Below are 12,052 nucleotides of genomic sequence, written 5' to 3'. Positions count from 1 at the left end.
GCCGTCCGACCCTCGCCCACTCCCGCCTCACCGCACGACCAAGTTAAGGAGCCCGCCGTGGCCGGCACTCTGAAGAACGTGACCGACGACTCCTTCGAGCAGGACGTCCTCAAGAACGACAAGCCCGTCCTGGTCGACTTCTGGGCCGCCTGGTGCGGTCCCTGCCGCCAGATCGCCCCGTCGCTGGAGGCGATCGCCGCCGAGTACGGCGACAAGATCGAGATCGTCAAGCTCAACATCGACGAGAACCCGGGTACGGCTGCCAAGTACGGCGTCATGTCCATCCCGACGCTGAACGTCTACCAGAGCGGCGAAGTCGCCAAGACGATCGTGGGCGCCAAGCCGAAGGCCGCCATCGTGCGGGACCTCGAGGAGTTCATCGCCGAGTAGTCGGTAGGTGCCGTCGAACCGGCGGCGCATGTTTCACGTGAAACACGAATGGGCCAACCCCAACGGGTTGGCCCATTCGCATGAGGTGGGCTTCGCTGACCGCGCGCCCGCTACAACGGTCGCAGTGCCGGCTCCTTCTGGACCGCACCCAGAAGGCGGTCCAGTGCCATCTCCACGTCTTCCTTCCAGGAGAGGGTCGAGCGAAGGTCCAACCGCATACGGGGGTGCGTGGGGTGCTGCCGGACCGTCTTGAACCCCACGGCCAGGAGGTGGTCTGCGGGCAGCAGACAGGCCGGCTCCTTCCAGCGGGCGTCGCCGAACGCCTCGATCGCCTTGAAGCCGCGGCGCAGCAGATCCTTGGCGACCGTCTGGACCATCACCCGGCCCAGCCCCTGCCCCTGATAGCGGGGCAGGATGAACGCCGTCATGAGCTGGACGGCGTCAGGGGAGAGCGGACTCGTGGGAAAGGCCGTGGAGCGCGGCACGTAGGCCGGGGGCGCGTAGAGCACGAAGCCGACGGGGATGTCGTCGACGTAGACCACCCGGCCGCACGATCCCCAATCCAGCAGCACGGCGGAGATCCAGGATTCCTTCTCCAGTCCGGAGGTGCCGGCCTTTACCGCGGCCTCGCCGCTGACGGGATCCAACTCCCAGAAGACACACGAGCGGCAGCGCCGGGGAAGGTCCTCCAGGTTGTCCAGCGTGAGCGGTACGAGCCGACGCCCCATGAAAGCTGTTCCTCGCTTCCTTCGCCCGCCGCATCGCGAGCTGTCGTCAGGACGCTCCGTCTCCCGAGCAGGCTGCCGACGAATCCGCCGACCACCCCGATGCCCAGGCCCGCGCTCACCAGTCCGGTGCGGCTCATCGATCGCATGGCCCCTGTCTCCCCACTCAGAGTCCGCCAGGTGGATGCGCCATACCCACACGCATCGTATCCACGATGCGATTGCCTCGATACCGCCTCAAAGCAAAGAGCGGACCGCCTTCCGGTACCACCGGACGCCGTCCGCTCTTCAGCTCACTGGGCAGGAGTGACGATCAGTCGTCGGCTCCGTCGGCCGCACTCTCCTGCAGGCTCTGCTGGAGGGCCAGGCGCTCTCCGGGAGCGAGCGTGTTCAGAATCCGTTCGAGGTCCTCCGGGGAGGCGAACTCCACGGTGATCTTGCCCTTCTTCTGGCCCAGCTCGACCTTCACCCGCGTCTCGAAGCGGTCCGACAGTCGCGTCGCCAGCTCGTTGAACGCCGGGGAGACGCGTCCTCCGGCCCGAGGGCCCTTGGACCGCGAAGCCTTCTGGGGCCGGGACCCCATCAGCGTCACGATCTCTTCGACGGCCCGAACGGACAGCCCCTCCGCCACGATGCGGTGAGCGAGCCGGTCCTGCTCCTCCGAGTCCTCGACGGACAGCAGGGCTCGGGCGTGGCCGGCCGAGAGAACACCGGCGGCCACCCGCTTCTGCACGGCGGGCGAGAGCCTCAGCAGACGCAGCGTGTTGGAGACCTGCGGACGCGAACGCCCGATGCGGTCGGCCAGCTGGTCATGGGTGCAGTTGAAGTCCTTCAGGAGCTGGTCGTAGGCGGCCGCCTCTTCCAGCGGGTTCAGCTGCGCGCGGTGCAGGTTCTCCAGCAGCGCGTCGAGAAGCAGCTTCTCGTCGTCGGTGGCCCGGACGATCGCCGGGATGGCCTCGAGGCCGGCCTCACGGCAGGCACGCCAGCGCCGCTCACCCATGATCAGCTCGTAGCGGGCGGGCCCGAGCTGCCGAACGACGACGGGCTGGAGGAGACCGACCTCCCTGATGGAGGTGATCAGCTCGTGGAGCGCGTCTTCGTCGAAGACCTCACGCGGCTGGCGCGGGTTCGGCGTGATGGAGTCCAGGGGAAGCTCAGCGAAGTGAGCCCCCACCGGGGGCGCGGGCGTTTCCGCGGCTGGGCTCGCCGGGGGCTCCTCTGTTTCATGTGAAACAGACGGCAGCGTGGCCACCTTCGCCGCGGCGACCCCTCGGTCCGACAGCAGCGGTACCGCGGCCGGAGAAGTGGAAGCCTGGCTCCCCCTCGCGGCCGGAGCCGGCTCCTTCTCGGTCGGGGCAGCAGGGATCAGTGCGCCGAGCCCACGGCCCAGCCCCCTCCGTCGCTCGCTCACTGGATGCCCTCCACCATGTTCGGATCGTTCTGGGCGCCGATGTGGGCCTGGCTGGCGTCGTAGTTGATGCCAATGCCCCTCAGCGCGATTTCTCGGGCGGCCTCAAGGTAGGACAGGGCGCCGCTCGATCCAGGATCGTAGGTCAGCACCGTCTGCCCGTAGCTCGGCGCCTCGGAGATCCGGACCGAGCGGGGAATGCTCGTCCGCAGTACCTCGTCACCGAAATGGGTGCGCACCTCTTCCGCGACCTGCGAGGCGAGACGCGTCCGACCGTCGTACATGGTGAGCAGGATGGTCGACACATGCAGGGTCGGGTTGAGGTGGCCTCGTACCAGGTCGACGTTGCGCAGCAGCTGCCCCAGTCCCTCCAGCGCGTAGTACTCGCACTGGATGGGGATGAGGACCTCCTGGCCGGCGACGAGCGCGTTGACGGTCAGCAGGCCCAGCGACGGCGGGCAGTCGATGAGGACGTAGTCCAGCGGCTGCTCATAAGCCTGGATCGCCCGCTGCAGCCGGCTCTCCCGGGCCACCAGGGAGACCAGTTCGATCTCCGCACCGGCGAGATCGATGGTGGCTGGAGCGCAGAAGAGGCCTTCGACGTCCGGCACGGGCTGGACGACATCGGCGAGAGGCTTGCTCTCGACCAGGACGTCGTAGATCGAGGGAACCTCGGCGTGGTGGTCGATCCCCAGCGCGGTGGAGGCGTTGCCCTGCGGGTCGAGGTCGATCACCAGGACGCGGCCGCCGTGCAGAGCCAGCGAAGCGGCGAGGTTGACGGTCGTCGTCGTCTTGCCGACGCCGCCCTTCTGGTTGGCGACCACGATGACTCGGGTCTGCTCGGGTCGTGGCAGGCCTTCACCGGCCCGCCCCAGAGCTTCCACCGCCAGCTGGGCAGCACGACCGATGGGAGTGTCGTCCATCGGGGGCGGTGTTTCACGTGAAACATCCGCCCCCATCGACTCGGTACGGGGACCGGGGACCGGATCGGTCATCGGTCCCGCGATGTTGGCGTCGGACCGCAAGGATTCACTCTCCTCGACTTCAGGCTCGCAATGAACAGAGCCTCCCATGCCTTCGGGGTCGTGAACCAGTGAGGCCTGTTGTTCTGTGGAGAAATCCACCTCTGTGGACAACTCCGCTGCCTTTCCGAGTGAACCGAGAGGCTTGCGGTCACGAGGTTCGGCCGCAGCGCGGCCCCTACTGATGATGCCGTGCAGCAGTGAGCGACGTTTCACGTGAAACACGATGCACAGCTACAGCGACCGGATCTTCGCGACACTCCGGCTTGCACGGGTTTGGCAGCTTGGGTGGAGTACGTCTCGTTCTCAGTACGACCCCGAGACGTCACCCCCAGGAGTCAGCGACGACGCCGTGCCCGTCCCGTTCGAGCGGCCTTGGCCCGCTTGGCGGCGAACCGCACACCGCCGGGGCTCTCACCGACCTCCACCCGGACCACGGTGGACGGCGGATCCACCACGCCGTCGCCGACATGAAGGATGGACGTCGACACCGCACCGAGCTTGCTGAGGGCCGTCGCGGCCGACTTCAGCTCCTCCTCGGCGGTGTCCCCCTTGAGGGCGAGCATCTCGCCGTAGGGACGAAGCAGGGGGATACCCCAGGTGGCCAGCCGGTCCAGCGGAGCCACGGCACGGGCGGTCACCACATGGACCGGCGGCAGCTTGCCCATGACCTCCTCGGCCCGGCCACGCACCACCGTGACGTGGTCCAGGCCCAGCAGCTCGACCACCTCGGTGAGGAAGTTGGTGCGCCGCAGCAGGGGCTCCAGCAGGGTGATGTTCAGGTCGTTCCGGACCAGGGCCAGCGGGATACCCGGCAGGCCGGCTCCGGAGCCGACGTCGCACACCGTCACCCCCTCAGGAACCGCCTCCGAGAGGACCGCGCAGTTCAGCAGATGCCGTTCCCACAGGCGGGGCACTTCGCGCGGGCCGATCAGGCCGCGCTGCACTCCCGCCTCGGCGAGCAGCTCCGCATAGCGAACCGCATCGGCGAAGCGCTCACCGAACACTTCCCGCGCCTGTTCGGGCGCGGGGGGAAGCTCCGCTGCCTCCGTCACGGGGACCGTCCTTCCGTACAGCGCCGGGCTTCGTGCACCGGCCACCAGAACTACCAGGCTGACAAAGTTCGGCCCCGTCTGCAGGCAGACGGGGCCGTAAAACGAGAGGGGCCGATCAGGCGGGCAGTACGACGACGAAGCGCTGCGGCTCCTCGCCCTCGGACTCACTGCGCAGCCCTGCGGTCTTGACCGCGTCGTGCACGACCTTGCGCTCGAACGGCGTCATCGGCTTGAGCTTCACCGGCTCGCCCGTGCTCTTGACCTCGGCGGCGGCCTTGGCGCCCAGCTCCGACAGCTCGGCGCGCTTATTGGCCCGGTAGCCCGCGATGTCCAGCATCAGCCGACTGCGGTCACCGGTCTCCCGGTGCACGGCCAGGCGCGTGAGCTCCTGAAGAGCCTCGAGCACCTCGCCGTCCCGGCCGACCAGTTTCTGCAGGTCACGGCTGCCGGCGTCGCTGATGATCGACACAGAGGCGCGGTCGGCCTCGACGTCCATGTCGATGTCGCCGTCGAGGTCGGCGATGTCGAGCAGGCCCTCCAGGTAGTCCGCCGCGATCTCGCCCTCCTGCTCCAGGCGGGTCAGGGTGTCTGCACCCTCGGCAGCGGCGGAGGTGGTGCCTTCCGTCACGGGATGGGCTCCTTCTTACTTCTTGGACGGGGACTTGGGCCGCTGCGGGCCACCCTTGCGCTGCCCGGACTGGGCCTTGCTGCGGGTGCCGGAGCCGGGCTTCTGGGGCTGCTTGGCAGCAGCGGGCTTGACGTCGTCCTGCGGCTCGTCGGTGGACTTCTCCAGCGAGGGCCCCTCGTCCGCCTGCTTGGTCGGGCCGGACTGACGCTGAGCCTTGCTCTGGCGCTTGGGCTGCTGACGCCGCACGGCGGTGGCGGTGGCGGTCGTCGTACCGTCCTCGGCCTGTGCCAGGGCCTGGCTCTCGCTCTTCACCACGGTGCCGTCGGCCTGGGCCGCGAGGCCCGCCTTGGTGAGGCCGTTGATGAACTTGCGCTCGGACTCGTTGCGGTCGCGGCCCTTGGCGACGATCGCCTTGACGATGGTCTTCTCGCTGCGGCGGCGGATCTTGCCGTGCTGGGTGACGTGCTTGGTCAGCCGCTCGAGGTAGGCGGCCTGGGCCTTGGAACCCGGGGTCGGGTTGTTGTGGATGACGTACATCTGCTGGCCCATGGTCCACACGTTGGTGGTCAGCCAGTAGATGAGGACACCGACCGGGAAGTTGATACCGAAGACGGCGAACATGATGGGGAAGACGTACATCAGCATCTTCTGCTGCTGCATGAACGGCGTCTTCACCGTGGTGTCGACGTTCTTCGTCATCAGCTGGCGCTGCGTGTAGAACTGCGACGCCGACATCATGACGATCATGACCACGGTCACGACGCGGACGTCGGTGACCGAGGCGCCCAGGGCCTCGATCGTGCTGGCGCTGTCCTTGAACTTCGCGGCCAGCGGGGCACCGAAGATGTGCGCCTTACGGGCGCTCTCCAGCAGCGACGCGTTGATGACGCCGATGGTCTGGCCCGAGGCGATGCCGTTGAGCACGTGATACAGGGCGAAGAAGAACGGCGACTGCGCCAGGATGGGAAGGCACGAGGAGAGCGGGTTGGTACCCGACTCCTTGTACAGCTTCATCATCTCTTCGGACTGGCGCTGCTTGTCGTTCTTGTAGCGCTCCTGGATCTTCTTCATCTCGGGCTGGAGCGTCTGCATGGCCCGGGTCGCCTTGATCTGCTTCACGAAGAGCGGGATCAGGCAGATGCGGATCAGGATCACCAGGGACACGATGGACAGGCCCCAGGCCCATCCGGTGTCAGGGCCGAAGATGGCGCCGTACACCGTGTGGAACTGGACGATGACCCACGAGACGGGTGTCGTGATGAAGCTGAAAAGACTGGCAATCGTGTCCACTAATCATGCTCCTTGGGCATGGGACGAAGTCTCTGCGGCCGGGCTCGAGGAGAGCTCGGATCGAGTCCTCTCCTCGGTGGCCGGTTCGGCGGCGGAGGTTCCGCCCTTGCGTGCGCGCCAAGCGTTGCGCAGCATTTCGTGCCACCGCGGGCGCTTGCGCGGCGGGACATGGTCCACACCGCCGAGCGACCACGGATTGCACCGGAGGATGCGCCAGGCGGTGAGTGCCGTTCCCTTGATCGCACCGTGCCGGTCGATGGCCGTGTAGCCATAGTGGGAGCACGACGGGTAGTACTTGCACACCGGCCCAAGGAGTGGACTGATCGTCCACTGGTACAGCTTGATCAGGGCCAGCAGTGGGTACTTCATCGCGCGCCCCCTCCCAGCAGCCGCTCCAAGGCGGCATCCAGGTCTCGGGCCAGCTGTGCGTGGTCTGCGTCGCCCGCTCCGGGCAGCGCTCGTACGACTACCAGGCTACCGGGGGGGAAAACAGCGACTCGGTCACGCATCAGGTGGCGCAGTCTGCGCTTGACTTGGTTGCGCACGACCGCTCCACCCACTGCCTTGCTCACGACGAAACCCGCACGCGTCGGGGGAGCGCTCTCCCCAGGCGCGTGCGGGTCCGTGGCACCGCTACGAAGGTGGACGACGAGGGTCGGGCGACCGGCCCGGCGACCTCGTCGTACCGCGGTCGCGAAATCCTCGCGCCGCCTCAGCCGGTTCTCGGTGGGCAGCACGACGTCATGACCTGATCGAATCAGGCGGACAGGCTGGCGCGACCCTTGCTGCGGCGGTTCGCGAGAATCGCGCGGCCGGCACGGGTGCGCATCCGCAGGCGGAAGCCGTGGGTCTTCGCGCGACGACGGTTGTTCGGCTGGAAGGTGCGCTTGCTCACTCGGGGGCTCCAGAGAAAATCGGTAGTGGCGGGGTGCCGTCCTGGCTGTCACCGTGCGCCCACGAGTAGCTCGCGTCACGCCCGAGTGCACCGCTTCCCGATCACCTGCTAGTGATCTGTGCCCATCGGAGGCAGGCGGCAGCAGCCATCGACAACTCGACCTGGTTACGGTACGCGGGGCTGCGCCATTCGGTCAAACCAGCAGCCAGGAGGGACACTGTCCACAGGCTGGGGACAACAACTTGAACCCTACCCGCCGCGCTGACTACCGTGGCTGAACTCCGATTCGTTCCCTTGTCCCCGCCCGAGCGGGATCGCCCCACCTTCCACCCGATCTTCATCCCGAACCCCGTCCCCGAACCACACGTTCGTGGGACCTGCGAGAGAGCGTGCCCTGTGGCTGACGTACCTGCCGATCTTGCCGCAGTGTGGCCACGAGTACTGGAGCAGCTCCTCGGTGAGGGCCGCGGCCAGGGTGTCGAGACGAAGGACGAGCACTGGATCCGGCGCTGCCAGCCGCTCGCGCTGGTGGCGGACACCGCCCTGCTCGCCGTGCCGAACGAATTCGCGAAGGGCGTACTGGAAGGCCGTCTCGCGCCGATCGTGAGCGAGACCCTCAGCCGCGAGTGCGGACGTCCCATCCGCATCGCGATCACCGTCGACGACTCCGCGGGCGAGCCGCCGGCCCCCGCGTCGTCCACGCCCCAGCCGCAGCCGCGCTACGACGAGCCCGAGCCGCAGCCCGGACCGTACGAGGGCTACGGCCGCCACCGCGCGGCCGATCCGCAGCAGGGTGGCGAACCGCCGTCGCGCGGGGACCAGCTCCCCACCGCGCGGCCCGCGTACCCCTCCGAGTACCAGCGGCCCGAGCCCGGCGCCTGGCCGCGCCCCGCACGGGACGAGTACGGCGGCTGGCAGCAGCCGCGGCTCGGTTTCCCCGACCGCGACCCCTATGCCTCCTCACCGCAGGACCCCTACGGCGGTTCCTCCCAGGACGGCTACGGCCCGCCGTCGCAGGACTACCGTTCGCCGGGCCGGGAGCGCCAGGCGTACGAGCAGCAGCGCGGCGAGTACGACGGCCACCGCTCCGAGTACGACCGCCCGGACGACCGCCGGGACCGGCAGGACTACGAGCGCAAGGACCGCCAGGACTACGAACGTCCGGACGACCGCCGGGACCGGCAGGACTACGACCGCCCCGACTACGACACCCCGCGCGCCGACTACGACCAGCGCGACCCGGTCCGCCGGGAGCTGCCCGACCAGCCGCCGGGCGCCGGCCCCGCGCACCGCGGCGGCCCGGTCCGTCCGAACCTGCCGTCGGCCGGTGCGGGCGGCGCCCCCGGACCGCTGGCCGCGCAGCCCGCGCCGGCGAGCGGTCCCGGTGAGCCCACCGCGCGGCTGAACCCCAAGTACCTCTTCGACACCTTCGTCATCGGCGCCTCCAACCGGTTCGCGCACGCGGCCGCCGTGGCCGTCGCCGAAGCACCGGCGAAGGCGTACAACCCCCTGTTCATCTACGGGGAGTCGGGGCTCGGCAAGACGCACCTGCTGCACGCCATCGGGCACTACGCGCGCAGCCTCTACCCGGGCACGCGGGTGCGGTACGTCAGCTCCGAGGAGTTCACCAACGAGTTCATCAACTCCATCCGCGACGGCAAGGGCGACAGCTTCCGCAAGCGCTACCGCGAGATGGACATCCTGCTCGTCGACGACATCCAGTTCCTCGCGGACAAGGAGTCGACGCAGGAGGAGTTCTTCCACACCTTCAACACGCTCCACAACGCCAACAAGCAGATCGTGCTGTCCTCCGACCGGCCGCCCAAGCAGCTCGTCACGCTGGAGGACCGGCTGCGGAACCGTTTCGAGTGGGGTCTGATCACCGACGTCCAGCCGCCCGAGCTGGAGACGCGCATCGCGATCCTGCGCAAGAAGGCGGTACAGGAACAGCTCAACGCCCCGCCGGAGGTACTGGAGTTCATCGCCTCCCGGATCTCGCGCAACATCCGCGAACTGGAGGGCGCGCTGATCCGGGTGACGGCGTTCGCGTCGCTCAACCGGCAGCCGGTGGACCTGGGTCTGACCGAGATCGTGCTGAAGGACCTGATCCCCGGCGGCGAGGACTCCGCTCCGGAGATCACGGCGCCGGCCATCATGGCGGCCACCGCCGACTACTTCGGTCTGACGGTGGAGGACCTGTGCGGCACCTCGCGCGGCCGCGCGCTGGTCACCGCCCGGCAGATCGCCATGTACCTGTGCCGTGAGCTGACCGACCTGTCGCTGCCGAAGATCGGCGCGCAGTTCGGCGGCCGCGACCACACGACGGTCATGCACGCCGACCGCAAGATCCGCGCGCTGATGGCCGAGCGGCGCTCGATCTACAACCAGGTGACCGAGCTGACGAACCGCATCAAGAACGGCTGATCCGGCCACAGGACCACACGGCAGGGCGCCCCCGGGAGGAGATCCCGGGGGCGCCCTGCCGTGTGGGCGGAAAGCCTCCCGCGCGCTCGCCGGCACCCGGCCGCGCGCTGCCACGACGGCGGCGGACGGGCGGCGGACCGGCCGCGGGCGGGCACCGGTCCGGCACCGGACGGGCACCAGACGGGCCTCAGACGGGCTCCGGACCGGCTCCGGACCGGCTCCGGAGGTGCTCCGGAGGGGCTCCGGAGGGGCTCCGGAGGGGCTGCCGGCAGGGCGTCGCCGTCCGCCGTTCGTTCCTCCAGGGCCACCGGGTGTTCGAATACCTGCGTGGTTACGGCCCCCCTCCACAGATTCGCCGACTTTCTTCCCTCCACATCCTGGGGACTGTGGAGTTGTCCCGAACCGCGTCCACAGGCGCCCTGAGGAAGTGACGTTCGCGCAGCTCAGTGGCCTGTGGAATCGTGGACGACGGATCTCCACAGACTGTGGACGAGACGGAGATCCACAGGCTGTGCACGGAGTTGTCCACGGGCGGCCCACAGGCTGGAGCGGGTTGTCCCCAGCGATCCCCAGCTTCTCCACATGGCTGTCCACTGTTCGGCAACGCGACGCACCAGATCACCGCGTCGAGTGAAAGCCGTCACACGAGGCTGCCGGATTGGGGTGTGGGAAACGTGGGTAAAGCTGGGGACGCAGCTGGGGAGAACTGCGCTCGGGCTGTGGGCGGTGTGTGCAGAACTTTCCGTTCTCCACAGAGACCCTGAGTTGTCCACCGTCTCCGCCCACAGGGTCAGTGGACAAAATTCCGGCTCTGAGCTGGGAAAACGTGGTTATCCACGGTATCCACAGCCCCTACTACTACTCCCAACTAGAGAGAGCTGGGAATCCGTTTCGAAGCGGGGCCTGTGCACAACTCGCCGTCTCGAGCCCGGCTGCCCCCCGGAGCGACTTGACCCCGACAGGCACCTACTGTCAGTGCGGTGCGTCAGACTGGTCCCCGGTGTCCTTCCCGTCGCAGTGGGCGGTGACACCGAGTCGGAGGACTCAGTAGCAACAGCAGGAGGCGGCTTACGGTGAAGATCCGGGTGGAACGCGACGTACTCGCGGAGGCAGTGGCCTGGGCGGCACGCAGCCTCCCGGCCCGTCCGCCGGCGCCTGTCCTCGCCGGCCTGCTGCTGAAGGCCGAGGACGGCCAGCTGAGCCTGTCGAGCTTCGACTACGAGGTCTCCGCGAAGGTCAGCGTCGAGGCCGAGGTCGACGAGGACGGCACCGTCCTTGTCTCCGGCCGCCTGCTCGCCGACATCTCCCGCGCCCTCCCCAACCGGCCGGTGGAGATCTCCACAGACGGTGTACGGGCGACCGTGGTCTGCGGTTCCTCGCGGTTCACACTCCACACCCTGCCTGTGGAGGAGTACCCGGCGCTGCCGCAGATGCCGAACGCGACGGGCACCGTGCCCGGCGAGGTCTTCGCGGCCGCCGTGTCCCAGGTGGCCATCGCCGCCGGCCGGGACGACACCCTGCCCGTCCTCACCGGTGTGCGCATCGAGATCGAGGGCGACACCGTCACCCTGGCCTCCACCGACCGCTACCGCTTCGCGGTCCGCGAGTTCCTGTGGAAGCCGGAGAACCCGGACGTCTCCGCGGTCGCCCTGGTGCCCGCCAAGACGCTCCAGGACACCGCCAAGGCCCTGACCAGCGGTGACAGCGTCATCCTCGCGCTGTCCGGCTCGGGCGCCGGCGAGGGCCTGATCGGTTTCGAGGGCGCCGGGCGGCGTACGACGACCCGTCTTCTCGAAGGCGACCTGCCGAAGTACCGCACGCTTTTCCCGACCGAGTTCAACTCCGTCGCGGTGATCGAGACCGCCCCCTTCGTGGAGGCCGTCAAGCGTGTGGCCCTGGTCGCCGAGCGGAACACCCCGGTGCGGCTGAGCTTCGAGCAGGGTGTGCTGATCCTGGAGGCCGGCTCCAGCGACGACGCACAGGCTGTGGAAAGGGTGGACGCCCAGCTGGACGGCGACGACATCTCGATCGCCTTCAACCCCACGTTCCTGCTGGACGGCCTGAGCGCGATCGACTCCCCGGTGGCGCAGCTGTCGTTCACGACGTCCACCAAGCCGGCGCTCCTCAGCGGCAAGCCCGCGCTGGACGCCGAGGCGGACGAGGCCTACAAGTACCTGATCATGCCGGTGCGGCTCAGCGGCTGAGGCCGTCCACA

The 12,052-nt window shown here is 68.5% G+C and carries 12 protein-coding genes; 3 read left to right on the top strand and 9 right to left on the bottom strand.

The annotated features are described in order from the left end of the window. The first annotated feature begins 57 nt into the window (after nt 1-57). On the top strand, nt 58-390 hold the full coding sequence (trxA, locus tag ACWCPN_RS06150; protein ID WP_199211225.1) for a thioredoxin: 333 nt from the start codon (nt 58-60) through the stop codon (nt 388-390). A 110-nt stretch (nt 391-500) separates the two neighbouring features. On the opposite strand, the gene ACWCPN_RS06145 is transcribed toward trxA, so the two are convergent. The 9 genes from ACWCPN_RS06145 to rpmH form a co-directional block, all read right to left on the bottom strand. Next, nucleotides 501-1,118 (bottom strand): GNAT family N-acetyltransferase, encoded by a 618-nt coding sequence (locus ACWCPN_RS06145; RefSeq protein ID WP_365121857.1) that lies wholly within the window; start codon nt 1,116-1,118, stop codon nt 501-503. Nucleotides 1,119-1,428: 310 nt separating this feature from the next. Continuing rightward, nucleotides 1,429-2,526: a ParB/RepB/Spo0J family partition protein gene (locus tag ACWCPN_RS06140; protein ID WP_451202708.1), complete on the bottom strand. Its 1,098-nt coding sequence runs from the start codon at nt 2,524-2,526 to the stop codon at nt 1,429-1,431. Beyond that, nucleotides 2,523-3,596, bottom strand: coding sequence for a ParA family protein (locus tag ACWCPN_RS06135; protein ID WP_451203044.1), 1,074 nt, complete (start codon nt 3,594-3,596; stop codon nt 2,523-2,525). The genes ACWCPN_RS06140 and ACWCPN_RS06135 overlap by 4 nt, the downstream gene beginning before the upstream one ends. Before the next feature lie 287 nt (nt 3,597-3,883). Then, nucleotides 3,884-4,600, bottom strand: coding sequence for a 16S rRNA (guanine(527)-N(7))-methyltransferase RsmG (gene rsmG / locus ACWCPN_RS06130; protein WP_199211226.1), 717 nt, complete (start codon nt 4,598-4,600; stop codon nt 3,884-3,886). A gap of 115 nt (nt 4,601-4,715) precedes the next feature. After that, nucleotides 4,716-5,228 carry a Jag family protein gene (locus ACWCPN_RS06125; protein WP_451202706.1) on the bottom strand — a complete coding sequence of 171 codons (513 nt, stop codon included), beginning with the start codon at nt 5,226-5,228 and terminating at the stop codon, nt 4,716-4,718. A 15-nt stretch (nt 5,229-5,243) separates the two neighbouring features. After that, nucleotides 5,244-6,518: a membrane protein insertase YidC gene (gene yidC, locus ACWCPN_RS06120; RefSeq protein ID WP_451202705.1), complete on the bottom strand. Its 1,275-nt coding sequence runs from the start codon at nt 6,516-6,518 to the stop codon at nt 5,244-5,246. 3 nt (nt 6,519-6,521) lie between these two features. Continuing rightward, a complete protein-coding gene (yidD, locus tag ACWCPN_RS06115) occupies nt 6,522-6,887 on the bottom strand; it encodes a membrane protein insertion efficiency factor YidD (RefSeq protein ID WP_199211229.1) in 366 nt (121 codons plus the stop codon). Beyond that, nucleotides 6,884-7,255 (bottom strand): ribonuclease P protein component, encoded by a 372-nt coding sequence (gene rnpA, locus ACWCPN_RS06110; RefSeq protein WP_451202702.1) that lies wholly within the window; start codon nt 7,253-7,255, stop codon nt 6,884-6,886. Before rnpA ends, yidD begins: the two co-directional genes overlap by 4 nt. 20 nt (nt 7,256-7,275) lie before the next feature. Beyond that, a complete protein-coding gene (gene rpmH / locus ACWCPN_RS06105) occupies nt 7,276-7,413 on the bottom strand; it encodes a 50S ribosomal protein L34 (RefSeq protein ID WP_005482975.1) in 138 nt (45 codons plus the stop codon). Between the two features lie 396 nt (nt 7,414-7,809). Between rpmH and dnaA the strand changes: the two genes are divergently transcribed. Together dnaA and dnaN are read left to right on the top strand one after the other, a co-directional pair. Beyond that, nucleotides 7,810-9,837 (top strand): chromosomal replication initiator protein DnaA, encoded by a 2,028-nt coding sequence (gene dnaA / locus ACWCPN_RS06100; RefSeq protein ID WP_451202700.1) that lies wholly within the window; start codon nt 7,810-7,812, stop codon nt 9,835-9,837. A 1,073-nt stretch (nt 9,838-10,910) separates the two neighbouring features. Then, a complete protein-coding gene (gene dnaN, locus ACWCPN_RS06095) occupies nt 10,911-12,041 on the top strand; it encodes a DNA polymerase III subunit beta (protein WP_358929641.1) in 1,131 nt (376 codons plus the stop codon). Nucleotides 12,042-12,052: the final 11 nt, after the last annotated feature.

The organism is Streptomyces sp. NPDC002386 (assembly GCF_053593175.1).
The sequence above is the reverse complement of the archived record's forward strand: the minus strand, read 5'-3'. Positions and strand labels throughout refer to the sequence as shown.

Excerpts from the sequence above, each read along its gene's own strand:
- ACWCPN_RS06145 (WP_365121857.1), bottom strand. The coding sequence starts at position 1,118 with ATGGGGCGTCGGCTCGTACCGCTCACGCTGGACAACCTGGAGGACCTT.
- yidD (WP_199211229.1), bottom strand. The coding sequence starts at position 6,887 with ATGAAGTACCCACTGCTGGCCCTGATCAAGCTGTACCAGTGGACGATC.
- ACWCPN_RS06135 (WP_451203044.1), bottom strand. The coding sequence starts at position 3,596 with ATGGGAGGCTCTGTTCATTGCGAGCCTGAAGTCGAGGAGAGTGAATCC.